Consider the following 25,615-nt stretch of genomic DNA (forward strand, 5'->3'; position numbering starts at 1 on the left):
CGCCGTCGACGATGGAGGAAACGATGCCGACCGCTCCCCGCCCGCTGCGCAAGCTGGGCTTCCTCACCATCGGCCTGTTCGACGGGGCCGACCCGCGCCGCGGGCACGAGACCACGCTGGAGATCATCGAACTGGGCGAGCGGCTCGGCTTCGACAGCGCCTGGCTGCGCCACCGGCACCTCCAGTACGGCATCTCCTCCCCGGTCGCCGTCCTGGCGGCCGCCTCGCAGCGCACCAGCCGCATCGAACTGGGGACCGCGGTGATCCCGCTGGGCTGGGAGAACCCGCTGCGGCTGGCGGAGGACCTCGCGACCGTCGACGTCCTGTCGGGGGGCCGGCTCAATCCGGGGGTGAGCACCGGTCCCCCGATGCACTACGACCGGGTCAAGGAGGCCCTGTACCCGGACACCGCCGACGCCGAGGACTTCGGGTACGGGAGGGTGCGGCGGCTGCTCGACCTGGTGCGCGGCGAGCCCGCCACCGGTTTCAGCGGCGTCGAGGGCTTCGAGGTGTTCTCCGACCGCGTGCAGCCGCACTCCCCGGGCCTGGCCGGCCGCCTGTGGTACGGCGGCGGCAGCGTCGGCTCGGCGCGCTGGGCCGGGGAGAACGGCGTGAACCTCCTCACCAGCAGCGTGGTGAAGGCCGAAGGACCGGACGACGCACGGGACTTCGCCGACGTCCAGCTCTCCCAGGTGCGGGCCTTCCGCGCCGCGCACCCCGACGGTGACGCGGCCCGCGTCTCGCAGGGCCTCGTGGTCGTCCCCACCGACTCCGCGACGCCCCGGCAGCGCGCGAAGTACGAGCGGTTCGCCGCCGAGCGCCTCCCGCGCACCACGTCCCCGCAGGGCCCGGCCCGGCTGCTGTTCGCCCCGGACCTGGTCGGCACCTCCGCCGAACTCGCCGAACGCCTCCACGCGCACGCGGCGTTCCGCGAGATCGACGAGGTCGCCTTCGCCCTCCCGTTCACCTTCGAGCACGAGGACTACGTACAGATCCTCACCGACATGGCGACCGCGCTGGGACCGGCACTGGGATGGAAGCCGGGCGTCTGAGACCGGGCGTCCGCGACCGGCCGTCGGGGCCGGGCCACGGGACCGGGCCACGGGACCGGGCGCCGGGACCGGGCGGCCGGTCGGCGGGGCGGCGGGTGCCGTCGGGCGGCCGCCGGGCCGCGGTGGTCTCACCAGCGGCCCGCCTCCGTCCCCGTGACCGGCAGCGACGGCTCGCCGTCCACGCCGACCGGGACGTCTCCCGCGAGCATCACCCGGTGCATGGTGCGCGGGAGGCCGAGGTGGGCGTTGTCGGCGGGGGCGAGGTGGATGGTGGCGCGGTTGTCCCAGAAGGCCACGCTGCCCGGTTCCCAGCGGAAGCGCACCGTGTACTCGGGGCGGGTCGCCTCCGCCAGCAGCAGTTCCAGGATCGCCGCGCTCTCCGCGCGGGAGAGGCCGGCGATCTGCTCGACGTAGTAGCCGTCGACGTAGAGGATCCGCTCGCCCGTCTCGGGGTGGACCCGTACCAGCGGGTGCACGGACGCGACCTGGTGGTCGAGGAGGTGACGGACGTAGGCGTCGTCGCCGGGGCGGGGCTGGTAGCCCACGCCGAGGCGGTGTTCGGCGCGCAGTCCCTCGACGAAGCGGCGCAGGGGCGCGGAGAGTCCCGCGTGGGCGGCGGCCAGGTTGGACCAGGTGGTGTCGCCGCCGTACGGGGGGACGGTCTCGGCGCGCAGGATCGTCGCCGCGGGCGGGTCCACGCGCGCGCCGTGGTCGCGGTGCCAGCCGCGCAGCAGGGTGTGGCGGCGGCGCCGCAGCCACTCGTCGTGCTCCATGCCGAACCGGCCGCCGAGTTCCAGCCGGTCGGCGGTGGTCTCGATCTCGGGGAAGTCCGCCGGGGAGGCGCTGCCGCGCCGGCGCGGGACGACCGGCTCGCCGAAGCGGCGGGCGAACGCCACGTGCCCGGCGTGGTCCAGGCGCTGCCCGCGGAAGAAGACCACCTTCCAGCGCAGCACCGCCGCCCTGATCGCGGCGACCTGTGCGTCGCCGAGGTGGCCGGCCAGGTCGACGCCGTCGATGTCGGCGCCGATGTGCCCGGCGGCCGGCCGGACCGTCAGACCGGCCTCCCGCACGGCCTCGTCCAGTGCCTGGTCGAGCGCCGCGCGCACCGCCGCGGGCGCCGGGGCGCCTCCTGCCCCGCCCCGCGCGTCCCCCGCCATGTCCTGCGCCTCGCTGTCGAACCCGGTCGTCATGTGCGCTCCGCTCGTCCTCGTCGCCGGTACGGCTCCCAGGAGATCGTGACAGCGGACCGGCGGCGTGACGACGGTGCCTCCGCCGTCCGCCCGTCCTCCGATCGAGGGGAGGCACAGCCGGCCCGAGGGGCCCCTTTCGCGGCGAGGCGTGCCCGCACGGCCCTCAGGCGCGGTGGTCGCGCAGCGCCTCCAGGGCGCGGTCGGCGTGGGTGTTCATCCGCAGTTCGCTGCGGACGACCGCCAGGACGGTGCGGTCCCGGTCGATGACGAAGGTGACGCGCTTGGTGGGGGCCAGGGAGAAGCCGCGTTTCACACCGAACCGTTCCCGCACGGTGCCGTCGGCGTCGGACAGCAGCGGCATGCCGAGCGTGTGGCGGCCGGCGAACTCCTGCTGGCGGTCGACGGAGTCGCCGCTGACGCCGACGGGACGCGCGCCGACGGCGGCGAACTCGGCGGCGAGGTCGCGGAAGTGGCAGGCCTCCGCGGTGCAGCCGGAGGTGAGGGCGGCGGGGTAGAAGAAGAGGACGACGGGGCCCTCGGCGAGCAGTTCGGTGAGCCTGCGGACGGTGCCGGTCTCGTCCGGCAGCGCGAAGTCCTCGACCAGGTCACCGGTCTCGAGTGCCTTGCTCACGGGGTTCCCTCCGTCTTCCGCGTGTTCCGTGCGACATTGCGGGCCCACAGCACGAGGGGCACCTGAAGGGGCAGCCGGCCGAGGGCGGCGGCCTTGAGCGGGGCCGGGCGGTGGCGCCGGTCCGCGGCCATCTTGACGTTGGCGGGGAAGACACCCACGAAGAACGCGGCCGTCGCCAGCGCGGTCCTCCTGCGGGTCGCGGGGAGGGCGACGCCGGCGGCCAGGGCCAGTTCGACGGCACCGCTCGCGTACGTCCAGGTCCGCGGCGAACCCGGCAGGGAGCGCGGCACGATCGCGTCGAAGGCGCGCGGCGCGGCGAAGTGGGCGACGCCCGCGGAGGCCAGGAGGCCCGCGAGCAACAGGGGTGAACGGTGGGACCGGGACACGGCTCTCTCCTCTGACGGCCTGGCGCGAGATTACCGGAGAGTAGAGGCCGCTCCGTCGGTGGGTCCGGCCGCGCCCCGGAGACCTTGCCGCCCGGGGCCGGCCGGCTCCCCCTCGCGGCGTACGGGCGCGGCGGACCGTACGGCGGGACGAGTACGCCGGACGTGCGGCGACCGTACGACGACACGGGGCGCCCCCTCCGTCACCATGGAGGCAGCCCCGTCCGTCACCATGGAGGCAGCCCCGTCCGTCACCATGGAGGCAGCCCCTCCCGGACCACGGCCGGGCACCCCGGCCGGGCCGCGCCGGGGACCCTGGAGAACGGACGTCATGACCATCCGCGTACTGCTCGCCGACGACCAGGCCCTGCTGCGGGCCACCTTCCGGATCCTCATCGACTCCTGCGACGACATGGAGGTCGTCGCCGAGGCCGCCGACGGCGCCGAGGCGGTCGGACTGACCCGCGAGCACCGGCCGGACGTCGTCCTGATGGACATCCGCATGCCCGGCACCGACGGCCTCGCCGCCACCGCCGCCGTCTGCGCCGACCCGGACCTGTCCACCACGCGCGTGCTGATCCTGACGACCTTCGAGATCGACGAGTACGTCGCCGCCGCGCTGCGCTCCGGCGCGAGCGGTTTCCTCGGCAAGGACGTCACCGCCGACGCCCTCCTGGACGGCATCCGCACCGTGGCCTCCGGCGAGTCCCTGCTGTCCCCGCTCGCCACCCGCGCCCTGATCACCCGCTTCCTCACCTCCTCCGTCGAGGGCGCCCGCACGGCCGTGCCCGAGGACCTGTCCGCGCTCACCGCGCGCGAACGCGAGGTGATGGCCCGGGTGGCCGAGGGCCACTCCAACGACGAGATCGCCGAGAAGCTGTTCGTGAGCCCGCTGACCGTGCGCACCCACGTCCACCGCGCCATGACCAAACTGGGCGCCCGCGACCGCGCCCAACTGGTCGTCGTCGCCTACCAGACGGGCCTCGTCCAGGCCCCGCCGCTGCCGCCGGGCCACCACCTCTGACCGACGGGACACCACCCCTGCCCGGCGGGCCGCCACCCCCGGCCGACGGGGCGGGACCGCCTGCCGCGAGCGACCCCCGAGGCTCCTGACGATCCGTCAGGAGCCATTTGTTGTGCTGCGCTTCACCACCAGGACGGCCACGACCCCTTGGCGTGGGACCGAAGATCGGGGAAGCTGAACTCCCTTTCCCCACACAGCCGTTCGGCTGCGCCCGGTCCTGAGGAGGACGCAGTGTCGTCACCCGCGTTCAAGAAGCACGGCAGGAGATGGCTGACCGGTCTCGCCGGTGCCGCCGCACTCGTCGTCGCCGTCCCCACGATCGCCCACGCGGCCCCTCCCACGTCGCTCCCGGCCAACGCCGAGGCGGGCGAACGCGCGTACCTGCCGGCCTTCGACTACGACACGGACGGCTGCTACTCCACCCCCGCGATCGGCCCCGACGGAACCGTCAACGGCGGCCTCAACCCGACCGGCGCCCTCAACGGCAACTGCCGTGACGCCTCGGACCTCGACAACACCAACAGCTACTCCCGCTACAAGTGCAACAACGGCTGGTGCGCCTACCTGTACGGCCTGTACTTCGAGAAGGACCAGGCGCTGGCGGGCACCAGCATCGGCGGGCACCGGCACGACTGGGAGCACGTCGTGGTGTGGGTGCAGAACAACGCGGTGAAGTACGTCTCGACGTCCAACCACGGCTCGTTCACCGTCACCGCCGCCTCCGGGGTCCGCTTCGACGGCACCCACGCGAAGGTCGTCTACCACAAGGACGGCATCAGCACGCACTGCTTCCGGCTCGCCAATTCCAACGACGAACCGCCGGAGAACCACAAGGGCACCTGGCAGTACCCGCCGCTGGTCGGCTGGAACGGCTACCCGGCGGGCGTGCGCGAGAAGTTGAGCTCCTACGACTTCGGCAGCGCCCACTTCGGCCTGCGGGACGACAGCTTCGGCAACCACCTCAACTCGGCCAAGCCGTCCGGGATCACCTTCGACGCCTACGCGTGACCCGGTGACCCGGTCCGGTACCGGGACGGGACCCGAGCGGGACGCGGGTCGCGCCCCGGTCACCGGACCGGACCGGCGACCGGCCCCGCGACGGCCCCGTGCGCCGGCCGGACAGCGGGCGGGCCGCTCTTCGTCCCAGGCGTCGAACAGCGGCCCCCCGAGGGTCTATCGTGTCCCGCATGTCCGTTCCGGAACTGATCCGCATCGTCTCCCGCGACTCGCCCATGGCCCTGGCCCAGGTGGAGCGCGTCCGCGCGGAGCTGGCCGCCCTGCACCCCGGGGTGCGCACCGAGGTCGTCCCCGTGAGGACCACCGGCGACAAGTGGCTGGGGGACCTGTCCCAGGTCGAGGGGAAGGGCGCGTTCACCAAGGAGGTCGACGCGGCCCTGCTGGCCGGCGAGGCCGATCTCGCGGTGCACTGCGTCAAGGACGTCCCGGCGGACCGCCCCCTGCCGGCCGGCACGGTCTTCGCGGCGTTCCTGAAGCGGGACGACATCCGGGACGCCCTCGTGCACCCGGGCGGGCTCACCCTCGACGAACTCCCGGCGGGGACCCGGATCGGCACCTCCTCGGTGCGCCGGGTCGCCCAACTGGCCGCGACCCACCCGCATCTGGAATGCGTGCCGTTCCGCGGCAACGCCAACCGGCGGCTGGCGAAGCTCGCGGCGGGCGAGGCGGACGCGCTGCTGCTCGCGGTGGCGGGCCTGGAGCGCATCGGCCGGCCGGACGTGATCAGCGAGGTGCTCTCGCCGGAGACGATGATGCCGCCCATCGGCGCGGGCGTCCTCGCCCTGCAGTGCCGTGCGGGCGACGGCGACCTGATCGACGCGGTCAGCGGGCTCGGCGATCCGGCGACCCACCGGGAGGCCACCGCCGAACGGATGTTCCTGCACGTCCTGCAGGGCCACTGCAACAGCCCCATCGCCGGTTTCGCACGGGTGGACCGCGGCGGCGAGCTCTCCCTGCGGGCCTGCGTGTTCACCGCGGACGGCAAGACCCGGCTGAACGCCCACGAGTGGGCGGGCCGCCTCGACCCGGCCACGCTCGGCACGTCGGTGGCCGTCGCGCTGCTGCGCCAGGGCGCCCGCGAGATCATCGACGGCATCCCGCACTGAGCGGGACGGGGCGCCGGGCGGGGCGTCAGGCGGTGCCCTCCTCCGCCTGGTCGCGCAGGAAGTTGCTCACCTGGCGCGCCAGGCTGTCGCGGACCGCGGCGGGGGCCCCGGCGGGCCCCTCGTGCAGACCGACGCCGCCGGCCCACATCCGCCGCCCGGCCCACTCCTCGTCGACGCGCAGCTGGATCTGCACGTCGACCTGGCCCAGCGCGGCCTCGGGCCCGGCGGCGTACAGCACGGCGGTGGCGCGGCGCAGCGGGTAGACGTCGAACCCCTCGACGAACTGCGAGTTGCGCCAGTCGATGAAGGCGCTCTCGCCGTCGGGTCCGATCCGCACGTCGATCTGCCCGTCCTCCAGGTGGACGCCGAAGCTCCGCTCGCCGCGGTTCTCGACGGTCACCCGCAGGGTGAAGTACGTCAGCCCCTCGGCCGCGTCGTCGCGTCCCCGGGGCGGCTCCGCCCGCTCCAGACGGTGGACGCGGATCCGCAGACCGGCATGCTCGTCGTACTCGTGCCAGTCCCCGACCACGTTCGGCTCGTACACAGTCCACCTCTCGACTTCTACGGGCTGCTTCCTATCCGTGGGCTCGGCGCACTGTCAAATGAGCGGAATGCGGTGCGGCCAGGGCCTTCACCCCTTTTGATCGGTGATCAAGCCGTGCGCAGGAAGAATCCCGTCCGGGGCCGCGCGGGCGGCACGGCGGGCGTGCCGCACATCACGTCACGGGCAAGATCGGCGGGCGGCGGACGGGCCGGCCGGGCGGTGGACCACATGCAGACGAACAGCCTTAATGGGATTATCTGTTTTAGATCACCGCATGACGGGCATCAGCACACCAGTGCTTCGGACCGGAGGCACCTCCGTGGGAGCCCGCCGACGGGCCGGCTCCGGGGGATCCCCGAGGTCCGAGCGCGCGTGCGTGCGTCCCACGGTGTCCGTCCATCCACCGGCACCCGCCTGAGGGAGGCACGCCTGATGCGTACCACCGTCAGAACCAAGCAGCACCCCCACGACGACGCACCGGACACCGCCGAGACCTTCGCCCGGCTCGCCCGGCTCCCCGACGGCCCCGAGCGCCGGCGGCTCCGCGACGAACTGGTCCGCCTCTGGCTGCCCATGGCCGAACGCATAGCCGTCCGCTTCCGCGGGCGCGGCGAGTGCCTCGAAGACCTCTACCAGGTGGCGGCCCTCGGGCTCGTCAAGGCCGTCGACCACTACGACCCGGACCGGGGCCGCGCCTTCGAGGCCTACGCGGTGCCGACGATCACCGGTGAGATCAAGCGCCACTTCCGCGACCACATGTGGACGCTGCACGTCCCGCGCCGGGTCCAGGACCTGCGTAACCGGGTGCGGCACGCCGTCAAGGACCTCTCCCAGACCACGTCGGGACGGGCTCCGACCCTCGCCGAGATCGCGGAGTACGCGCAGCTGACCGAGGACGAGGTCCGCACCGGCACGGAGGCCCTCGAATGCTTCTCCGCGCTGTCGCTGGAGGCCGAGATGCCCGGCACCGACGGGTACGCGCTGGAGGACGCCCTGGGCGACCCCGACCCGGCGTACGACACCGTCATCGACCGGGTGGCCGTCGCCCCGTGCCTGCGGGCCCTGCCGGAACGCGAGCGGACCATCCTGTACCTGCGCTTCTTCGGCGGCATGACCCAGAGCAGCATCGCCGAACAGCTCGGCATCTCGCAGATGCACGTCTCCCGGCTGCTGAGCGGATGCTTCGAGCGGCTGCGCGAGGAGATCGCCGTCGGCACCCGCTGACCGCCCCTCCCCCCGACGCGGCACGGGCGCCGTCGCCGCGGCGGACGTCACTCCAGCGGCGGCGCACCGGGGATCTGCACGGGGCTGTGGCGGTCCACCGCGTCCTCCAGCTCCGCGCGGATCTCCTCGGGCATCCGCCCGCTGCGGCCCCACAGGAGGATCAGCTCCGCGACGTTGCGCAGCTTGATGTTCGTGTGCTGGGAGACCTCCTTCAGCACCGTCCATCCCCCGTCCGGCGTCATCCGCCCCAGGCCGACGATCACCCCGATCGCCTGGTCGACCACGGCGTGCGAGGCGACGGCGTCCTTGAGCTGGCCGACCTCCCGCTGGAGTTCGACGATGCGGTCCGTTTCACCACGGGATTCGCTCGGTACTCGAGGCACTCCTCCATCGTGCCACCGGGTCTCCCGGCAGGCGCCGTGGAAGGGTCCGGCGGGACACTGGTGCCGTGCCGCCGACCGCCGACCGACCAGGAACGCGAGTGCCATGAACCATCACCGCTCTGATGCCGCCTCCGGTGCGATGGAGGTCGTCTCCACACACTCCGTGTTCGGCGCGCCCTGCTGGGTGAGCCTGACCAGCCGGGACATGGAGGCCACCCAGCGGTTCTACGGGGCCGTCCTCGGCTGGGACTGGCGTCGGGGCAGCCTCGGCGACCACTTCCGCACGGCCCTGGTGAACGGCGTCCCCGTGGCGGGCATCGCCGGCGTCGCCTCGGTGTGGCAGATGGCGGTGGCCTGGACGCCGTACTTCGCCGTGCCGAGCGCGGACGTGGCGGCCTCCCGCGCGCGGGAGCGGGGCGGCACGGTCGCCGTCGGGCCGATCTCGCTGCCGCCGGGCCGGGCGGCGCTGCTGGCCGACCGCGACGGCGCGACCTTCGGGGTGTGGGAGGGCGCCCTGGTCGGCAACTGGGAGGCCTGGCGGCAGGCCGCCCCCGCCTTCATCAGGCTGCACACCCGCGACGCCTTCGACTCCGCCATCTTCTACGGCGAGATCCTCGACTGGGCGAGCGACCGGCCGGGCTGCTGCGAGGTCCACTACGAGGGCGGCGAGGTGGTGCTGCGCAGCCGGGGCGACATCGTGGCCCGGATCGAGTCGGGCGCCCTGGAGGCGGCCCCCGACCCGACGATCCGGCCGCACTGGCAGGTCCACTTCGCGGTGCCGGACGTGGCGGCCTGCGCGCGGGACGCCGAACGGCATGGCGGCAGCGTGCTGACCAAGGGCGCCGACGAGGCCGTGCTGCGCGACCCCGACGGCGCCCAGTTCACGGTGACCTCGCACCGCGGCCGCTGACCGCCCGCGCGGGCGCCTACGCCGGCTTCGGTGCGCAGCGGCGCGGCGGCCGCGAGAGCACGACGAGGGCGCGGGCCTGCACCGTCACCTCGGCGCCCGCCTTGTACTCCGTCTCGTCCGGGCCGCCGTCCGGTTCCACCGTGTCGACGCGGACCGTCCAGCGCTCCCCGTAGCGGGCGCCGGGCAGCCGGAAGACGACGGGCTCCCAGTAGCTGTTGAGCAGCAGCAGGAACGAGTCGTCGACGACGGGCCGGCCGCGCGGGCCGGGTTCGGCGATGGCGTCGCCGTTCAGGAACACCCCTACGCAGTGCGCGTCGGAGCGCTGCCAGTCACGGTCGGTCATCCTGCGGGCGTTCGGCAGCAGCCACACCAGATCGGGCAGCGGCTGCCCGGCGCGGCCGGCGGACTCGCCGCGGAAGAAGCGGCGCCGCCGCAGCACGGGGTGGGCCGAGCGCAGGGCGATCAGCCGCCGGGTGAAGTCGACGAGGTCGCTCCGCTCCCGGGACGGCCGCCAGTCGATCCAGGAGACCTCGTTGTCCTGGCAGTAGGCGTTGTTGTTGCCGCGCTGGGTGCGGCCGAGTTCGTCGCCGTGGCAGATCATCGGGATGCCCTGGGACAGCAGCAGGGTGGCGAGGAGGTTGCGCTGCTGGCGGGCGCGCAGCTCCAGCACGGCCGGGTCGTCGGTGTCGCCCTCGGTTCCGCAGTTCCAGGACCGGTTGTCGCTCTCGCCGTCCTGGTTGTCCTCGCCGTTGGCCTCGTTGTGCTTGTCGTTGTAGGAGACGAGGTCGCGCAGGGTGAACCCGTCGTGCGCGGTGACGAAGTTGACGCTGGCGCGGGGGCGGCGCCGGTGGTGGGCGTACAGGTCGGCGGAGCCGGTCAGGCGGGAGGCGAACTCGGCGAGCGAGCCGGGTTCGGTGCGCCAGAAGTCCCGTACGGTGTCGCGGTAGCGGCCGTTCCACTCCGACCACAGGGGCGGGAAGTTGCCCACGTGGTAGCCGCCCTCGCCGACGTCCCACGGCTCGGCGATCAGCTTCACGCGGTTGATCACCGGGTCCTGCTGGATCAGGTCGAAGAACGCCGAGAGCCGGTCCACCTCGTGGAACTGGCGGGCGAGGGTGGCCGCGAGGTCGAAGCGGAAGCCGTCGACGTGCATCTCGGTCACCCAGTACCGCAGCGAGTCCATGATCAGCTGGAGGACGTGGGGGTGGCGCATCAGCAGGCTGTTGCCGGTACCGGTGGTGTCGTAGTAGTGCGACCAGTCCCCGTCGACCAGGCGGTAGTACGAGGCGTTGTCGATGCCGCGGAAGGAGAGGGTGGGGCCCCTCTCGTTGCCCTCGGCGGTGTGGTTGTAGACGACGTCGAGGATGACCTCGAGGCCGGCCTCGTGCAGCTCCTTCACCATCGTCTTGAACTCGGCGACCTGCCGGCCGCGGGTGCCGTGGGCGGCGTAGGCGTTGTGCGGGGCGAAGAAGCCGATGGTGTTGTAGCCCCAGTAGTTGGACAGGCCCCGGTCCGTCAGGACGCCGTCCTGCACGTACTGGTGGACGGGCATCAGCTCGATCGCGGTCACGCCCAGTGAGGTGAGGTGCCCGGTGACCGCGGGGTGGGCGAGGCCGGCGTAGGTGCCGCGCAGGGCGGGCGGGACGTCGGGGTGGGTGCGGGTCAGGCCCCGCACGTGGGCCTCGTAGATCACCGTGTCGGCGTAGGAACGCTGCGGCGGCCGGTCCCCGCCCCAGTCGAAGGCCGGGTCGGTGACCACGCCGAGCAGGGTGTGTCCGGCGCTGTCCCCGGGGTCGGGGCGCCCCCCGGCCCGTTCGAACAGCGAGGCGTGGTTGTCGATCTGCCCGTCGACCGCGCGGGCGTAGGGGTCGAGGAGGAGCTTGGCCGGGTTGCAGCGGTGCCCGGCGGCCGGGTCCCAGGGGCCGTGGACCCGGTAGCCGTAGCGCTGCCCGGGGCCGACGCCGGGCAGGTAGGCGTGCCAGACGAAACCGTCGACCTCGCCCAGCGGTACGTCGCGGCTGCCGCCTCCGTCGTCGAGGAGGACGAGGTCGACGCGGTGCGCGACCTCGCTGAACAGGGCGAAATTGGTGCCGTTCCCGTCGAAGTCGGCGCCCAACGGGTAGGGGCGCCCGCTCCAGGCGGGCACCCCTGCGCTCCGGTCCGGCCGGGACGTCACCGGGCGCCCTCCAGGACGCCGTCCGTCTGTTCGGTGGTGGCGAGGGCCGCGACCGGCAGTTCGCGCGGCACCTGCAGCATCTCGCGCAGGTCCCGCTCGGGGAGGGTCGGCACGAGCGGGACGCGCTCGCCGGCGCGGGCGCGCTGCGAGAACCAGATGACCTTGCTGCCGGTGTCGGTGGCGCAGCAGCCCCAGCCGTCGCTCATGGCGGCGATGCGCTCCAGGCAGGCCCGCAGGTCCTGGTCCGGGCGCAGGTTCCGGTCGTCGCCGCCGACCGCGGTGATCAGGTGCTGGCCGTTCCACCACAGCTCGACGGAGGTGTGCTTGTCCGTGGCGTGCTCGTCTATGGCCTCGAGCAGCATCCCGGTCCCACCGCAGACGGGCTCGACGAGCGTTTCGAGGTCCCAGTGCCTCAGGTGTGCGGCCAGGATGCGCCTGACCTGTCCGACCCGGTCCGGGCTCACGTCCACGTCGAGGTGGTAGTAGCAGGGAACTGCGGTCTTCATCGTCGTTCGTCTCCTCACCGGCGAGGCTCCGCTCCTTCTCGGCCCGGCGGGCCGAGCCCCGAACACGAAGCGTGAGCGTTTGTCGCTCCTGAGTCACAACCACAGTGGGCCTGCTACGCCATTCGTGCAACACGAGCGCACCACAACCAAGATCCAACAGGACGTTGGGTGGTGGGCCGTGCACCATAAGTGAAGGCCTCGGGAGGTTTGACGGTTTCGCACCTCTGCTTACATGGCCGACCCGCTCGCCGCGGGGCGACGTACCTCTCGAACTCCCGGAAGGTGAACAGCGCCATGCTGCTACCAGCGAAGACCGAAGTCGCCAGACGTCTGCGCAGTTACCGCGCCTGGGAACGGGTGATGCTCGCGCGCCCGGGCGACCGCGCGGTGCGGGCCACCTTCGAGAACTGCGGATACACCCTGTGCGTGCTGATGGGCAAGCGTTGCGCGCGGGAGGCCGCGGACGCCGCGGAGCAGTACCTGCGCGCGGGCGCGGACACCCGCCTCCTGCGCGGCGGGGCGACCCGCAGGAACGGCGTCGCGCGGCTCGCGGCGACCCGGCCCACGCTGCGGCTGGCGGCGGACCGGTAGCGCCCCGGCCGCTTGGGCCGGGGCACCAGCAGCGGGCGACAGAAACCTTTTTCGGTACAGCGGAGGTGCAGCGTGAGGTCCACCAGAACGATCGGCCGTATCCCGGTGCGGGACGTCCATCCGCGCGTGGAGTGCGGCCGGCGTCCGGCGAAGTCCGTGAGCGGCGAGACGTTCGAGATCAGCGCGACGGTGTTCCGCGAGGGCCACGACGCCATCGGCGCGAACGTGGTCCTCAAGGGCCCCGACGGCCGCCGTGGACCGTGGACGCCGATGCGGGAACTCGCGCCGGGCACCGACCGCTGGGGTGCCGAGGTGACGCTCGACGAGGTGGGCCGCTGGACGTACACCGTGGAGGCCTGGAGCGATCCCGTCACGACCTGGCGCCGGCACGCCGAGATCAAGATCCCCGCGGACATCGACACGGGACTGGTGCTGGAGGAGGGCGGGCACCTCCACGAGCGGGCGGCGGCCCGGGTGCCGCGCGGCCCGGCGCGGAGCCTGGTGCGGGAGGCGGCGCGCCGGCTGCTCGACGACTCGCTCCCGGTGGCCGAGCGGTACGCGGCGGCACTGACCCCCGAGGTGGACGCGGTCCTGGCCCGCCACCCCTTCCGGGAGCTCGTCTCCGCGAGTGCCGCCATGCCGTTGCTGGTGGAGCGGGAGCGGGCGTTGTACGGGTCGTGGTACGAGTTCTTCCCGCGGTCGGAGGGGACGGCCGAGCGGCCGCACGGGACGTTGCGGACGGCGGCGCGGCGGTTGCCGGCGATCGCGGCGATGGGGTTCGACGTGGTCTATCTGCCGCCGGTCCATCCGATCGGGACGACGTTTCGCAAGGGCCGCAACAACAGTCTCGATCCCGGGCCCGAGGACGTGGGGGTGCCGTGGGCGATCGGTTCGCCGGAGGGCGGGCACGACGCGGTGCACCCGGAGCTGGGCACGCTCGAGGACTTCGACTGGTTCGTGCAGCGGGCACGGGAGGAGGGCCTGGAGGTGGCCCTGGACTTCGCGCTGCAGTGCTCGCCGGACCATCCCTGGGTGCACAAGCACCCGGAGTGGTTCCACCACCGCCCCGACGGCACGATCGCCTACGCGGAGAACCCGCCGAAGAAGTACCAGGACATCTACCCCATCGCCTTCGACGCCGACATGGACGGCATCGTCGCCGAGACGCTGCGGGTGCTGCGGCACTGGATGGACCACGGGGTGCGGATCTTCCGGGTGGACAACCCGCACACCAAACCGGTCGTGTTCTGGGAACGGGTGATCGGCGAGATCAACGGGTCCGACCCGGACGTGATCTTCCTGGCCGAGGCGTTCACCCGGCCCGCGATGATGCACACCCTGGCCCAGATCGGCTTCCAGCAGTCCTACACCTACTTCACCTGGCGCACCACCAAGGAAGAGCTGACGGAGTACCTGACGGAGCTGTCGGGCGAGGCGGCGAGCTACATGCGGCCCAACTTCTTCCCCAGCACCCCCGACATCCTGCACGCCTTTCTCCAGCACGGCGGACGCCCCGCCTTCGAGGCCCGCGCGGTACTGGCCGCCACCCTCTCCCCCACCTGGGGCCTCTACAGCGGCTACGAACTGTGCGAGAACACCCCCCTCACACCCGGCAGCGAGGAGTACCTCGACTCCGAGAAGTACCAGCTGCGCCCCCGCGACTGGGACGCCGCCGCCCACGAGGGCCGCACCATCGCCCCCCTCATCACCCGCCTCAACGAGATCCGCCGCACCCACCCGGCGCTGCACCGGCTCCGCAACCTCCGCTTCCACGGCACGGACAACCCCTCCGTCATCGCCTACAGCAAGCGCCGGGGCGACGACACGGTGCTCGTCGTGGTCAACCTCGACCCCCACCACGCCCAGGAGGCCACGGTCTCGTTGGACATGCCGCAACTCGGCCTGGACCGGCACGCGTCGGTGCCGGTGCGCGACGAGCTCACCGGCGAGACCTACCAGTGGGGAAGCGACAACTACGTACGCCTGGAGCCCGGCCGGACGCCGGCCCACGTGTTCCACGTCCGGTGACCCACAGCGCAGAGCGGAGACCCCAGAGCGCCATGACCGTCAACTCCCCCGTCCCGGACACCTTCGAGGACACCCCGGCCAAGGACCGCGATCCCGACTGGTTCAAGCGTGCCGTCTTCTACGAGGTCCTCGTCCGCTCCTTCCAGGACAGCAACGGCGACGGCGTCGGCGACCTCAAGGGCCTCACCGCCAAACTCGACTACCTCCAATGGCTCGGCGTCGACTGCCTGTGGCTGCCGCCCTTCTTCAAGTCCCCCCTGAGGGACGGCGGTTACGACGTCTCCGACTACACCGCCGTGCTGCCCGAGTTCGGCGACCTCGCCGACTTCGTGGAGTTCGTCGACGCCGCCCACCAGCGCGGCATGCGCGTCATCATCGACTTCGTCATGAACCACACCAGCGACCAGCACCCGTGGTTCCAGGAGTCCAGGAAGGACCCCGACGGGCCCTACGGCGACTACTACATGTGGGCCGACGACGACAAGCAGTACGCCGACGCCCGCATCATCTTCGTCGACACCGAGGTCTCCAACTGGACCTTCGACCCGGTCCGCAAGCAGTACTTCTTCCACCGCTTCTTCTCCCACCAGCCCGACCTCAACTACGAGAACCCCGCCGTCCAGGAGGAGATCCTGGCCGCCCTCCGCTTCTGGCTGGACCTCGGCATCGACGGCTTCCGGCTCGACGCGGTGCCCTACCTCTACGCCGAGGAGGGCACCAACTGCGAGAACCTCCCGGCCACCCACGCCTTCCTCAAGCGGGTCCGCAAGGAGATCGACGCGCAGTACCCGGACACCGTGATCCTGGCGGAGGCCAACCAGTGGCCCGAGGACGTCGTCGACTACTTCGGCGACTACGCCTCCGGCGGCGACGAGTGCCACATGGCGTTCCACTTCCCCGTCATGCCCCGCATCTTCATGGCCGTCCGCCGCGAGTCCCACTACCCGGTGTCGGAGATCCTCGCCAAGACACCCGCCATCCCGGCGAGGTGCCAGTGGGGCATCTTCCTGCGCAACCACGACGAGCTGACCCTGGAGATGGTCACCGACGAGGAACGCGACTACATGTACGCGGAGTACGCCAAGGACCCGCGCATGCGCGCCAACATCGGCATCCGCCGCCGCCTCGCCCCCCTCCTCGACAACGACCGCAACCAGATCGAGCTCTTCACCGCCCTGCTGCTCTCCCTGCCCGGCTCGCCGATCCTCTACTACGGCGACGAGATCGGCATGGGCGACAACATCTGGCTCGGCGACCGCGACGCCGTCCGCACCCCCATGCAGTGGACACCGGACCGCAACGCGGGCTTCTCCACCTCCGACCCGGGCCGTCTGTACCTGCCGACCATCATGGACCCCGTCCACGGCTACCAGGTCACCAACGTGGAGGCGTCGATGGCGTCGCCCTCCTCGCTGCTGCACTGGACCCGCCGCATGATCGAGATCCGCAAGCAGAACCCCGCCTTCGGCCTCGGCTCCTACACCGAACTGCCCTCCTCCAACCCGGCCGTCCTCGCCTTCCTGCGCGAGCACGGGGACGACCTGGTGCTGTGCGTCCACAACTTCTCCCGCTTCGCCCAGCCCACCGAACTGGACCTGCGTCGCTTCGACGGCCGCCACCCGGTCGAGCTGTTCGGCGGGGTCCGCTTCCCGGCGATCGGTGAACTGCCCTACCTGCTCACCCTCGCAGGACACGGTTTCTACTGGTTCCGGCTCACCCGAGCCGCATCCCGCGTCGGCCGGCGCCTGTGAGCGTGCGCCGAGGGAAGGACGCGTCACCATGCAGAAGACCGCATCTCTGAGCCCGGGCAGTGCCGTCGGCGTCCGCTCCACCGGGACGCTCGGGGCGCTGCTGCGCGAGTGGCTGCCCCGGCAGCGCTGGTTCGCGGGCAAGGACAGGCCCCTCAACGACCTGCGTCTGCTCTCCATGACGGAGCTGTATCCGGGCTGTCTGCACCTGCTGGTGCAGACAGCCCAGTCGGGGGTGCCCTCACCGGGCGGCACTCCCCCGCCCGGTGACTGCTACCAGCTGCTCCTGGGCATCCAGGAGCACCTGTCCCCCCGGCTCGGCCGGGCCCTGATCGGCAAGGTCGAGGAGGGGGCGCTGGCCGGGCTGACCGTGCACGACGCGTTGCAGGACCCGCGGTCGGCGCACCTGCTGCTGGAGCGGCTGCGGCATCCGGGGCCGCTGGGTCCGCTGTCCTTCGAGTCCGACCCGTCGGTCCACGTGCCGGCGGGGCTGGCGCCCCGGCTGCTGGAGGCCGAGCAGTCGAACACGTCGCTGGTCTACGGCGACGCGTTCATCCTCAAGGTGTTCCGGCGCATCCAGCCCGGAGTCAACCCCGACCTGGAGGTGCCGGTCGCGCTGGCGGGACAGGGGTGCGGCCGGGTGCCGGCGCCGGTGGCCTGGTACCGCACGACCCATCCGCAGGAGGCGACGCTCGGTGTCCTCCAGCCGTTCCTTCCCGACGCCTCCGACGGCTGGACGCTGGCCCTGGACGCGCTGGCCCGCGGGGAGGACTTCACCCGCCAGGCCCACGCGCTGGGCGGGGCCACCGCCGAGGTGCACCTCGCGCTGGCCGCGGCCTTCCCCGCCGGGCCGCTCGGCGACAACGCGCGGACGGCGGCCGGGATGACCGAGCGGCTGGAGGCCGCCGCCCACCACGTACCGGCCCTGCGTCCCTACGTCCCCGGACTCACCAGCGCCTTCGGCGCGCTCGCCGCCTGCGACGCGGGCCCGCCGGCCCAGCGCATCCACGGCGACCTGCACCTGGGCCAGGTGCTGCGCGCCGGACGCGAGTGGTTCGTCATCGACTTCGAGGGCGAACCCTCGCGGCCGCTCGCCGAGCGGCGCAGCGCGCACTCCCCGGTCCGGGACATCGCGGGCATGCTGCGCTCGTTCGACTACGCCGCCCGGCAGCGCCGTCCCTGGCGTCCCGAATGGGCCCGCCGCTGCCGGGAGGCGTTCTGCGCCGGGTACGCGGGACGCTCCGGCTGGGATCCCCGCAAGAAGCACGCCCTGCTGCGTGCCTACGAGACCGACCGTGCCGTCTACGAGGTGCTGTACGAGGCGCGGCACCGTCCCGACTGGCTACCCGTACCCATGGCGGCGATCGAACGACTCGCCGTCCGAGGAGGCTGACCGATGGCTCTGCGTGACTCTTCCCTGCCCGAGTCGGCCGGCCCCCGCCCGCCGGTGGCGCCCGCGCTCGACCCCGCCGACCGGGGACGCCTGCTGGCGGGCGCGCACCACGACCCGCACGCCCTGCTGGGCGCCCACCCCGTGCCCGGCGGCGGCGTGCTGTTCCGGGCGCTGCGCCCCTTCGCGCGCTCGGTCGCCGTCCTGGTGGACGGCGAGCGCACCCCGCTGGTGTCGGAGGGCGACGGTCTCTTCGCGGCCGTGCTGCCGCTGCGGGAGATCCCCGCGTACACGCTGCTGGTGGCGTACGAGGGCGACGAGTGCGAGGTGCACGATCCCTACCGGTTCCTGCCGGCGCTGGGCGACCTCGATCTGCACCTGATCCGGGAGGGCCGGCACGAGCAGCTGTGGAAGGCGCTCGGTGCCGAGCCGACGACCCACCAGGGCGTCGCCGGCACCCGGTTCACCGTGTGGGCGCCGAACGCCCGGGGGGTGCGGGTCGCCGCGGACTTCACCTACTGGGACGGCACCGCCTTCCCGATGCGTTCCCTCGGCTCGTCCGGGGTGTGGGAGCTGTTCCTGCCCGGGGTCGGCGAGGGCACCCGGTACAAGTTCGAGATCACCTCGCGCCACGGGCATCGCTTCCTCAAGGCCGACCCGATGGCCCGGTACGCGGAGGTGCCGCCGGACACCGCGTCGATCGTGCACGCCTCGCACCACGAGTGGGGCGACGCCGAGTGGATGGCGCACCGGGGGGACGTGCCCGTGCACGTGGCGCCGTTCTCGGTGTACGAGGTCCACCTGCCCTCCTGGCGACCGGGACTGAACTACCGTCAGCTCGCCGAGGAACTGCCCGCCTACGTCAACGACCTGGGCTTCACGCACGTGGAGTTCATGCCGGTCGCCCAGCACCCGTTCTCCGGTTCCTGGGGTTACCAGATCACCGGCTTCTACGCCCCGGCCTCGCGGCTCGGGTCGCCCGACGACTTCAAGCACCTGGTCGACGCGCTGCACCGGGCCGGTATCGGCGTGATCGTGGACTGGGTGCCGGCGCACTTCCCCAAGGACGACTGGGCACTGGCCCGTTTCGACGGGGACCCGCTGTACGAACCGGGGAACGAGCAGCGGGCCGAGCACCCGGACTGGGGGACGTTCGAGTTCGACTTCGGGCGCACCGAGGTGCGCAACTTCCTGGTCGCCAACGCCGTGTACTGGTGCGAGGAGTTCCACATCGACGGGCTGCGGGTCGACGCCGTGGCCTCCATGCTCTACCTCGACTACTCGCGGGACTCCGGGCAGTGGACGCCGAACGTGTTCGGCGGCCGGGAGGACCTGGACGCGAAGGCGTTCCTGCAGGAGATGAACGCGACGGTCTACCGGCGCTGCCCGGGGGTGGTGACCATCGCGGAGGAGTCCACGGCCTGGGAGGGCGTGACCCGGCCCACCGACGGCGGCGGCCTCGGCTTCGGGCTGAAGTGGAACATGGGGTGGATGCACGACTCGCTGGAGTACATCGCCAAGGAGCCGGTGCACCGCAAGTACCACCACCACGAGATGACCTTCTCCATGGTGTACGCCTACAGCGAGAACTACGTGCTGCCCATCTCGCACGACGAGGTCGTGCACGGCAAGCAGGCGCTGGTGTCGAAGATGCCGGGCGACTGGTGGCAGCGGCGGGCCAACCACCGCGCGTACCTCGCCTTCATGTGGGCCCACCCCGGCAAGCAGCTCCTCTTCATGGGGCAGGAGTTCGCCCAGGGCGCCGAGTGGTCCGAGCGGCACGGCCCGGAGTGGTGGCTGCTCGACGAGGACTACGGCCCCTCGGCCGACCACCGCGGGGTCCGGGACCTGGTCCGCGACCTCAACACGCGCTACCGCGCCATCCCGGCGCTGTGGCAGCGGGACACCGACCCGGGCGGCTTCCGCTGGGTGCTCTGCGACGCGGCCGAGGACAACGTCCTCGCGTTCCTGCGCCACGACGCCGAGGGTGTCCCGCTGCTCGCGGTCAGCAACTTCTCCCCCGTGGTGCGCCACGACTACCGGCTGGCCGTCCCGGACGACGTCCCCGTCTGGTACGAGGCCCTCAACACCGACGACGTGCGCTACGGCGGCGGTGACGTGCGGCTGTTCGACGGGGTGAAGCCGGAGAACGGGGAGATCACCCTCACCCTGCCGCCCCTGGCGACGATGTGGCTGACGCCCACGGTCGTGTGAACCGGGCCGGACGGGGCAGTCGGGTGCGTACCACCCCCGGCAGAAGGGCAGCGTCACGTGCGCACTGTCGGAGTCGAGGAGGAACTCCTCCTCGTCGACCCGGAGACGGGAGAGCCGCGGGCGCTCTCCGCCGCCGTCCTGGCCCGTGCCACCCGGGACCGGGCCGAACCGGAGGTCTTCGAGAAGGAGCTCCACGACCAGATGCTGGAGTTCGCCACCCGGCCGCAGTCGGGCATGGACGAACTCGGCGAGGAGATCGTCCGCATCCGCGCGGAGGCGGCCCGGCACGCCGGGGAGATCGGGTGCACGGTGGCGGCGCTGGCGACGTCGCCGCTGCCGGTGCGCCCCTCCGTCGGCATGAACCCGCGCTACCGGTGGATGGCGGAGCAGTACGGCATCGCCACCCGTGAACAGCTCGTCTGCGGCTGCCACGTCCATGTGTCGGTGGAGTCCGACGAGGAGGGCGTCGCGGTCGTCGACCGGATCCGGCCGTGGCTGTCGGTGCTGCTGGCGCTGAGCGCCAACTCGCCTTTCTGGCAGGGCAACGAGACGGGGTACAGCAGCTACCGCAGCCAGGTGTGGCAGCGCTGGCCGTCGGCCGGTCCGACCGAGCTGTTCGGTTCGGCGGAGCGCTACCGCCGGCGGGTGGCGGACATGGTGGCCACCGGCACCATCCTCGACGAGGCGATGGTCTACTTCGACGCCCGGCCGTCGGCCCGCTATCCGACGGTGGAGGTCCGGGTCTCGGACGTCTGTCTGCGCGCGGACGGCGCCGTGCTCGTCGCCGCCCTGGTACGCGGGCTCGTCGAGACGGCGGCCCGCGAGTGGCGGGCCGGCCGGGAGCCGGTGGACCACAGCGTGAGCCTGCTCCGGCTCGCGGGCTGGCGGGCGGCCAGGTCCGGTCTCACCGGCGACCTGCTGCACCCCGCGACCCTGCGGCCCGCGCCCGCCGAGGCGGTGGTGGAGGCCCTGCTCGCCCACGTGTCGCAGGCGCTGGCCGACCACGGGGACCTCAAGAGGGTGCGCGCGGCCTGCGCGGACCTGCTGCGGCACGGCAACGGGGCGACGGCGCAGCGTGAGCTGTGGGAGCGCACGGGCAGCCTGCGCGAGGTCGTCACCGGCTGCGTCCGGCACACGCAGGGCTGAACCGCGCGTTTCTGCGACACGCGTCGTCGCGCGTGGTCACGGGACCGCGGCTTCGTGAGCGCGTGGTGACGGCCCCCGGCCACGCGGCGGCGGGCCGGCGGCCGGGTGGTCAGAAGATGAGGATCAGGGCGTAGGCCAGGAAGAAGGCCGCGACCAGGACGACGAGGACGATGATCAGGGTGAGCGGGCCCTTGGCCCAGCCCGTGGGGGGATTGTGGGTCTCCCGGGGGCCGGCCCCTGGCATGCTGCTCTCCGCGGGCGGGGTCTCACCCGGCGGCACGCCGCCGCCCGGTTCGAGGCCGGTGCTGCGTCGCGGGTCGGGGTCCGGATTGATGTGGGTCATGTGTCCCGGGTCCCCGGACCGGCGGCCGCCAACAGTCCGCCGCCGAGATCATCCGCGTGGAATAGTTGTGCGTTCCCGGCCACAACCGCTCCTGCCTGAGCTACATTCCGACCACCGCCGATGACAGTTCCCGTCGGCGGAGTCACAGCCCGTACCCGTCAGGAGCAGCGCATGCGCGACGTCGCCCTCGCTCCCCCGGCCGCCTCGCCCCTGACCGGAGGGCTCGCCGACAGCGTTTTCGAGACAGCCGCCCGCACCCCGTCCCTGCCGGTGCTCGCGCGCCGGTCCGCGCCCCGCGGACCGTGGGAGGAGGTGACGGCCGCGGAGCTGCGGGACGAGGTCCTGGATCTGGCCAAGGGGCTCGTCGCCTCGGGGATATCGCCGGGCCACCGGGTGGCGGTCATGGCCCGCACCCGCTACGAGTGGACGGTCCTCGGCCACGCCCTGTGGGCGGTGGGCGCCGAGGTCGTCCCCGTCCATCCGACGTCCTCGCGCGACCAGGTCGAGTGGATCCTGCGGGACGCGGGCTGCGTGGGGGTGGTCGTCGAGGACGAGCAGAGCGTCATGACGGTCGGCTCGGTGTGCGCGGTGCTGCCGGCCCTGCGGCACGTCTGGCAGCTCGACGCCGGGGCGTTCGAGGAGCTCACCCGGCGCGGTGAGGTCGTCCCGCGGACCACCGTCGACTCGCTGCGCCGGATCGTGCTGCCGGACTCCACCGCGGTGATCGCGTACACCTCCGGCACCTCGGGCCGCCCGCTGGGCTGCGCGCTCACCCACCGCGGCCTGGCCGCGCCCTGCGACACCCTGCTGGCCGGCTGGGGGGACACCGCCGGGCCGCCCGGACAGCAGCCGTCCGTCCTCGCCTTCCTGCCGTTCTCCCACGTGTACGGGCTGATGGTCCAGGGGCTGTGCCTGCGCGGCGGGATCCTGATGGGCCACGAGCCGGACCTGAGCGGGGACGCCCTCTCCGAGGCCCTGCGCTCCTTCCGCCCGACCTACCTGTACGGGGTCCCGTCGGTCTTCGAGAAGATCTACAAGAACTTCCTGCGGGCGGCCCAGGAGGCGGGCCGCGGCGCGCTGTTCGAGCGGGCCGCGGACACCGCCCGGCACTTCGCGGCGGCCGTCGAACGGCAGCGGCTGGGCCGGGGTTCGGGCCCCGGCCTCGACCTGCGGCTCCAGCACGCCGTGTACGAGCGGACGGTGTACCGCAGGCTCCGCGCGGCCCTGGGCGGCCGCGTGCACCGGGCGACGTCGGGCGGCTCGCCGCTCCACCGCGACCTGTCCCTCTTCTACGAGGGCATCGGCATCTACGTCCACGACGGGTACGGCCTGACGGAGACCAGCGGCGGGATCACCATGCAGCCGCTGGGCCGGGAGAAGTCGGGGACGGTGGGGCAGGCCCTGCCGGGCACGGAGATCCGGGTGGCCGACGACGGGGAGATCCTGGTGCGCGGCCCGTCGCTGTTCCAGGGCTACGTCAACGACGACGCCTCCACCCGGGCCGCGTTCCGGGGCGGCTGGCTGGCCACCGGGGACCTCGGCCGCCTGGACACCGAGGGCTTCCTGACCATCACCGGCCGCAAGAAGGACGTGATCATCACCAGCGGCGGCAAGAGCGTGGCCCCGACCGCGCTGGAGCAGCGGCTGCGGCTGCACCCGCTCGTCCACCAGGCGGTGGTCGTCGGCGACAACCGGCCCTGCGTGGGCGCGCTGATCACGCTGGACCCGGAGTTCCTGGCGCACTGGCGCCGCAACCTGCCGCCGTACGGGGGCGACAGGGCCGGCCGGGAGGCGCGGGAGGAGAACGCGCTGCGGGAGGAGGTCGGGCGGGCGGTGGCCGCGGCCAACAACGCGGTGTCCCGGGCGGAGTCGATCCGGGTCTTCCGGGTCCTGCCGGAGCCGTTCGACCAGGCCAACGGACTGCTGACGCCGTCGATGAAGCTGCGCCGCGACTCGATCGTGCAGCATTACGCGGCCGAGATCGAGGCGATGTACCGGGCCCGCGTGCGGGTGCCCCGGGAGAACCCGTCGACCGAGGTGCTGAGCTGGGACGACTCCGACGACGTGTTCCGCTGACGTGCCGCGAGGCCCCTCTCCGTACGCCGGGCGGGCGGGGAGGGGGGCCGGCGCACGCTGCGCGGTCGACGCGGTGCCGTACGTGGTCGGCTCACGCCGCCGGGAGCGGTACGCGTAGGCCGCGCCGCCCAGGGAACCCTGTGCAGAGGCGACGAGAGAGCCGCACGAGAAAGGACGACGGTCCCGAAGAAGGGCCGCACGACGACATGGCGACCGAGCCCCGTGGTAATGACTCACCGGCGTCCTGGGCGGTCCCGGGCCGCACCGCCCGTTTCGCGGGTGCCCCGCAGGACGTGACGGGTGCGCGCCTGGCCGCGGAGGACTTCCTGCGCGCCCTCGCCCGGGCGGCTCCGCCCGCGGCGCCCGAGTGCTGGCACGACATCGTGCTGATCGTCACGGAGTTGGCCTCCAACGCCGTCCAGTACGCGCCGGGTCCCTTCTCGCTGCACCTGCGCCCCACCTTCGACGGGGTGCACGTGACGCTGCACGACACCAACCCCACGGCGCCGGCCCCGCGGCCCTTCCACCCCGACGCCGGGGGCGGTGGCATCGGCTGGCACCTGATCCACACGCTGTGCAGCCAGGTGAGCGTGGTGTCCGCGGGTGAGGGCAAGGACGTCCACGTCTTCCTGCCGTGGTGACCGGGGCCGCGGTGCCCGGAGGGGACGTCGCGGGGTCGTCCGTCCGTCAGGGAGCCCCGGTCTCGATCCCGATCGGCACGAAGACGGTGATCGTCTTCCCGCCCGAGGGGTGGGGACGGATGCTGATGTCGCGGGCCAGGCGCAGGATCAGCGGCCAGCCGTAGCCGCTGCCGCGGTGGCCGGCGGGCAGGGTGCCGGGGCCGTACGCCGCCTCGGGCACGACGTCGCTGTGGTCGTGCACGGACAGCCGTACCCCGTCCGGTGCCGGTGCCGCCTCGAAGCCGGCCAGGCCGCCGCCGTGCCGGACGGCGTTGGCGACCAGCTCCGAGACGACGAGCAGCAGGTCGATGAGGTCGCGTTCCGCGGCCGGCCGGGTAGCGGCGTCCCAGCCGGCGTCGACCAGGGCGCGGACGTGGGCCCGTGCCGAGGCCGCGGTCGTGACCCGGGCGGTCTCCGCCGCCCGGGCGGGCAGGAGTTCCTCTCCCCTCATGGCACGAACCTCACGACACGACCGTCAGGGAAACCGCGCCACGGTCACGCGGTCGTCGTCCCGTGCGGCATCAGGCGTCGATAGTAGTCGGCGACGGCCGTCAGGTAGTCGGGGTCCATCGTCTCGCTGTCGGTGTGGAAGCGCGGCGCCTCCTTGACCTCGTCCACGGTGCAGGCGACGGAGACCTTCCGTTCGGCCTCGTCGACGGAGGTGACGACGCCCACCGGGACGACGGCGCTCCTGCCGAACAGCCAGACGCCCGTGTCGACGACCAGGTGCCACATGCCGTGGTGGCCGTCCTCCCGTTCGACGTGCCCCAGGGTGCCGTCGGTCCCCACCACCCCGTACCCCGTGAGGTCCTGTCCTTCGGCACGCCCGCTGTCCGACGGGTAGGACCAGATGTTGTCGATGGTCACGCTGCTCCCTTCTCGCGTTCCACAGGCCTGATACCCCTCCGTCGCGGCCGCATTCGGAGAGCTTCGCACCGTCCGGCCCCGGTCCGTCCGCGCCGCGCGGGACGACGCGGGGCGGCGGCGCGTCCGGCACGGCACGGGCCGGGAAGCGGGGGGCGGACGGAGCGGGTCGACGGCCGGGTCGACGGCCTCCGGCCAGGCGGTTCGCCGGACCCGCGAACGGCCTCCTCCGACGCCGCCCCGGCCTGCGGTGGCGCCCCGGGGGGCGAGTCGGCGGGGCCGGTCCGCCGGGTTCCGGGACCGCCCGCCGGGCCGCGGCCCCGGCGTCGGGCACACCGTGTCGGGCGCACCGTCAAAATCCTTTCGACTACCCCGTTTCAGGCCCCGCA

24 protein-coding genes are annotated in these 25,615 nt (G+C 72.8%); 14 read left to right on the forward strand and 10 right to left on the reverse strand.

Translation table 11 applies throughout. The features are described from left to right. The first annotated feature begins 23 nt into the window (after positions 1-23). Positions 24-1,052 (forward strand): LLM class flavin-dependent oxidoreductase, encoded by a 1,029-nt coding sequence (locus ACZ5FU_RS20320; RefSeq protein ID WP_451528627.1) that lies wholly within the window; start codon positions 24-26, stop codon positions 1,050-1,052. A gap of 128 nt (positions 1,053-1,180) precedes the next feature. Here the strand turns inward: ACZ5FU_RS20320 and ACZ5FU_RS20325 are convergent, their stop codons facing one another. The 3 genes from ACZ5FU_RS20325 to ACZ5FU_RS20335 all read right to left on the reverse strand — a co-directional run bounded on the left by ACZ5FU_RS20325 (position 1,181) and on the right by ACZ5FU_RS20335 (position 3,259). Then, positions 1,181-2,242, reverse strand: a complete 1,062-nt coding sequence (locus ACZ5FU_RS20325) for a TauD/TfdA dioxygenase family protein (RefSeq protein WP_451528628.1) — start codon at positions 2,240-2,242, stop codon at positions 1,181-1,183. 163 nt (positions 2,243-2,405) lie between these two features. Then, positions 2,406-2,873: a peroxiredoxin gene (locus tag ACZ5FU_RS20330; RefSeq protein ID WP_468838210.1), complete on the reverse strand. Its 468-nt coding sequence runs from the start codon at positions 2,871-2,873 to the stop codon at positions 2,406-2,408. Then, positions 2,870-3,259: a DoxX family protein gene (locus tag ACZ5FU_RS20335; RefSeq protein WP_451528630.1), complete on the reverse strand. Its 390-nt coding sequence runs from the start codon at positions 3,257-3,259 to the stop codon at positions 2,870-2,872. Before ACZ5FU_RS20335 ends, ACZ5FU_RS20330 begins: the two co-directional genes overlap by 4 nt. A gap of 328 nt (positions 3,260-3,587) precedes the next feature. On the opposite strand from ACZ5FU_RS20335, the gene ACZ5FU_RS20340 reads away from it, so the two are divergent. The 3 genes from ACZ5FU_RS20340 (at position 3,588) to hemC (ending at position 6,403) form a co-directional block, all read left to right on the forward strand. Then, positions 3,588-4,280 carry a response regulator gene (locus ACZ5FU_RS20340; RefSeq protein WP_451528631.1) on the forward strand — a complete coding sequence of 231 codons (693 nt, stop codon included), beginning with the start codon at positions 3,588-3,590 and terminating at the stop codon, positions 4,278-4,280. Between the two features lie 231 nt (positions 4,281-4,511). Further along, on the forward strand, positions 4,512-5,288 hold the full coding sequence (locus ACZ5FU_RS20345) for an NPP1 family protein (RefSeq protein ID WP_451528632.1): 777 nt from the start codon (positions 4,512-4,514) through the stop codon (positions 5,286-5,288). 179 nt (positions 5,289-5,467) lie between these two features. Further along, positions 5,468-6,403, forward strand: coding sequence for a hydroxymethylbilane synthase (gene hemC / locus ACZ5FU_RS20350; protein ID WP_451528633.1), 936 nt, complete (start codon positions 5,468-5,470; stop codon positions 6,401-6,403). 25 nt (positions 6,404-6,428) lie between these two features. Here hemC and ACZ5FU_RS20355 read toward each other — a convergent pair whose 3' ends face one another. Further along, entirely contained in the window at positions 6,429-6,947 is a 519-nt protein-coding gene (locus ACZ5FU_RS20355) for a hypothetical protein (RefSeq protein ID WP_451528634.1), read from the reverse strand. Positions 6,948-7,379: 432 nt separating this feature from the next. Between ACZ5FU_RS20355 and ACZ5FU_RS20360 the strand changes: the two genes are divergently transcribed. Beyond that, a complete protein-coding gene (locus ACZ5FU_RS20360; RefSeq protein ID WP_451528635.1) occupies positions 7,380-8,171 on the forward strand; it encodes a SigB/SigF/SigG family RNA polymerase sigma factor in 792 nt (263 codons plus the stop codon). A gap of 47 nt (positions 8,172-8,218) precedes the next feature. On the opposite strand, the gene ACZ5FU_RS20365 is transcribed toward ACZ5FU_RS20360, so the two are convergent. Continuing rightward, entirely contained in the window at positions 8,219-8,554 is a 336-nt protein-coding gene (locus ACZ5FU_RS20365) for an ANTAR domain-containing protein (RefSeq protein ID WP_451528636.1), read from the reverse strand. A gap of 103 nt (positions 8,555-8,657) precedes the next feature. On the opposite strand from ACZ5FU_RS20365, the gene ACZ5FU_RS20370 reads away from it, so the two are divergent. After that, the gene (locus ACZ5FU_RS20370; RefSeq protein WP_451528637.1) at positions 8,658-9,464 is read left to right on the forward strand and encodes a VOC family protein; all 807 of its coding nucleotides are present in this window, start codon (positions 8,658-8,660) and stop codon (positions 9,462-9,464) included. 16 nt (positions 9,465-9,480) lie between these two features. Here the strand turns inward: ACZ5FU_RS20370 and glgX are convergent, their stop codons facing one another. Together glgX and ACZ5FU_RS20380 are read right to left on the reverse strand one after the other, a co-directional pair. Continuing rightward, positions 9,481-11,610, reverse strand: coding sequence for a glycogen debranching protein GlgX (glgX, locus tag ACZ5FU_RS20375; protein WP_451528638.1), 2,130 nt, complete (start codon positions 11,608-11,610; stop codon positions 9,481-9,483). 26 nt (positions 11,611-11,636) lie between these two features. Continuing rightward, a complete protein-coding gene (locus tag ACZ5FU_RS20380) occupies positions 11,637-12,146 on the reverse strand; it encodes a pep a2 (RefSeq protein WP_451528639.1) in 510 nt (169 codons plus the stop codon). A gap of 294 nt (positions 12,147-12,440) precedes the next feature. Here ACZ5FU_RS20380 and ACZ5FU_RS20385 point away from each other — a divergent pair, with 294 nt between their 5' ends. The 6 genes from ACZ5FU_RS20385 to ACZ5FU_RS20410 all read left to right on the forward strand — a co-directional run bounded on the left by ACZ5FU_RS20385 (position 12,441) and on the right by ACZ5FU_RS20410 (position 21,263). After that, on the forward strand, positions 12,441-12,737 hold the full coding sequence (locus tag ACZ5FU_RS20385; RefSeq protein WP_451528640.1) for a DUF5133 domain-containing protein: 297 nt from the start codon (positions 12,441-12,443) through the stop codon (positions 12,735-12,737). Positions 12,738-12,809: 72 nt separating this feature from the next. Then, the gene (locus ACZ5FU_RS20390) at positions 12,810-14,765 is read left to right on the forward strand and encodes an alpha-1,4-glucan--maltose-1-phosphate maltosyltransferase (protein ID WP_469046115.1); all 1,956 of its coding nucleotides are present in this window, start codon (positions 12,810-12,812) and stop codon (positions 14,763-14,765) included. Positions 14,766-14,797: 32 nt separating this feature from the next. Further along, positions 14,798-16,516, forward strand: a complete 1,719-nt coding sequence (gene treS, locus ACZ5FU_RS20395; RefSeq protein WP_469046117.1) for a maltose alpha-D-glucosyltransferase — start codon at positions 14,798-14,800, stop codon at positions 16,514-16,516. 28 nt (positions 16,517-16,544) lie between these two features. Continuing rightward, positions 16,545-17,906, forward strand: a complete 1,362-nt coding sequence (locus tag ACZ5FU_RS20400) for a maltokinase N-terminal cap-like domain-containing protein (RefSeq protein WP_469046119.1) — start codon at positions 16,545-16,547, stop codon at positions 17,904-17,906. Positions 17,907-17,909: 3 nt separating this feature from the next. After that, positions 17,910-20,117 (forward strand): 1,4-alpha-glucan branching enzyme, encoded by a 2,208-nt coding sequence (gene glgB, locus ACZ5FU_RS20405; RefSeq protein ID WP_451782092.1) that lies wholly within the window; start codon positions 17,910-17,912, stop codon positions 20,115-20,117. A 57-nt stretch (positions 20,118-20,174) separates the two neighbouring features. After that, on the forward strand, positions 20,175-21,263 hold the full coding sequence (locus ACZ5FU_RS20410) for a glutamate--cysteine ligase 2 (protein WP_451530814.1): 1,089 nt from the start codon (positions 20,175-20,177) through the stop codon (positions 21,261-21,263). 109 nt (positions 21,264-21,372) lie between these two features. On the opposite strand, the gene ACZ5FU_RS20415 is transcribed toward ACZ5FU_RS20410, so the two are convergent. Next, positions 21,373-21,606 carry a DUF6480 family protein gene (locus tag ACZ5FU_RS20415; RefSeq protein WP_451530813.1) on the reverse strand — a complete coding sequence of 78 codons (234 nt, stop codon included), beginning with the start codon at positions 21,604-21,606 and terminating at the stop codon, positions 21,373-21,375. Between the two features lie 171 nt (positions 21,607-21,777). Between ACZ5FU_RS20415 and ACZ5FU_RS20420 the strand changes: the two genes are divergently transcribed. Together ACZ5FU_RS20420 and ACZ5FU_RS20425 are read left to right on the forward strand one after the other, a co-directional pair. Then, positions 21,778-23,682 (forward strand): AMP-dependent synthetase/ligase, encoded by a 1,905-nt coding sequence (locus tag ACZ5FU_RS20420; protein WP_451530812.1) that lies wholly within the window; start codon positions 21,778-21,780, stop codon positions 23,680-23,682. A gap of 206 nt (positions 23,683-23,888) precedes the next feature. After that, positions 23,889-24,323, forward strand: coding sequence for an ATP-binding protein (locus ACZ5FU_RS20425; protein ID WP_451530811.1), 435 nt, complete (start codon positions 23,889-23,891; stop codon positions 24,321-24,323). A 46-nt stretch (positions 24,324-24,369) separates the two neighbouring features. On the opposite strand, the gene ACZ5FU_RS20430 is transcribed toward ACZ5FU_RS20425, so the two are convergent. Both ACZ5FU_RS20430 and ACZ5FU_RS20435 read right to left on the reverse strand, forming a co-directional pair. Continuing rightward, complete coding sequence (locus tag ACZ5FU_RS20430; protein WP_451530810.1) at positions 24,370-24,813, reverse strand: ATP-binding protein; 444 nt, start codon at positions 24,811-24,813, stop codon at positions 24,370-24,372. 44 nt (positions 24,814-24,857) lie between these two features. Further along, positions 24,858-25,229 carry a PRC-barrel domain containing protein gene (locus tag ACZ5FU_RS20435; RefSeq protein ID WP_451530809.1) on the reverse strand — a complete coding sequence of 124 codons (372 nt, stop codon included), beginning with the start codon at positions 25,227-25,229 and terminating at the stop codon, positions 24,858-24,860. Positions 25,230-25,615: the final 386 nt, after the last annotated feature.

Source organism: Streptomyces sp. NPDC031554 (assembly GCF_055580685.1).

Coding starts and splice junctions, on each gene's coding strand:
- ACZ5FU_RS20370 (WP_451528637.1), top strand. CDS start 8,658: ATGAACCATCACCGCTCTGATGCCGCCTCCGGTGCGATGGAGGTCGTC.
- glgB (WP_451782092.1), top strand. CDS start 17,910: ATGGCTCTGCGTGACTCTTCCCTGCCCGAGTCGGCCGGCCCCCGCCCG.
- ACZ5FU_RS20430 (WP_451530810.1), bottom strand. CDS start 24,813: ATGAGGGGAGAGGAACTCCTGCCCGCCCGGGCGGCGGAGACCGCCCGG.
- ACZ5FU_RS20425 (WP_451530811.1), top strand. CDS start 23,889: ATGGCGACCGAGCCCCGTGGTAATGACTCACCGGCGTCCTGGGCGGTC.
- ACZ5FU_RS20415 (WP_451530813.1), bottom strand. CDS start 21,606: ATGACCCACATCAATCCGGACCCCGACCCGCGACGCAGCACCGGCCTC.
- treS (WP_469046117.1), top strand. CDS start 14,798: ATGACCGTCAACTCCCCCGTCCCGGACACCTTCGAGGACACCCCGGCC.
- ACZ5FU_RS20400 (WP_469046119.1), top strand. CDS start 16,545: ATGCAGAAGACCGCATCTCTGAGCCCGGGCAGTGCCGTCGGCGTCCGC.
- ACZ5FU_RS20360 (WP_451528635.1), top strand. CDS start 7,380: ATGCGTACCACCGTCAGAACCAAGCAGCACCCCCACGACGACGCACCG.
- ACZ5FU_RS20325 (WP_451528628.1), bottom strand. CDS start 2,242: ATGACGACCGGGTTCGACAGCGAGGCGCAGGACATGGCGGGGGACGCG.
- ACZ5FU_RS20420 (WP_451530812.1), top strand. CDS start 21,778: ATGCGCGACGTCGCCCTCGCTCCCCCGGCCGCCTCGCCCCTGACCGGA.
- hemC (WP_451528633.1), top strand. CDS start 5,468: ATGTCCGTTCCGGAACTGATCCGCATCGTCTCCCGCGACTCGCCCATG.
- ACZ5FU_RS20380 (WP_451528639.1), bottom strand. CDS start 12,146: ATGAAGACCGCAGTTCCCTGCTACTACCACCTCGACGTGGACGTGAGC.
- ACZ5FU_RS20385 (WP_451528640.1), top strand. CDS start 12,441: ATGCTGCTACCAGCGAAGACCGAAGTCGCCAGACGTCTGCGCAGTTAC.
- ACZ5FU_RS20340 (WP_451528631.1), top strand. CDS start 3,588: ATGACCATCCGCGTACTGCTCGCCGACGACCAGGCCCTGCTGCGGGCC.
- ACZ5FU_RS20320 (WP_451528627.1), top strand. CDS start 24: ATGCCGACCGCTCCCCGCCCGCTGCGCAAGCTGGGCTTCCTCACCATC.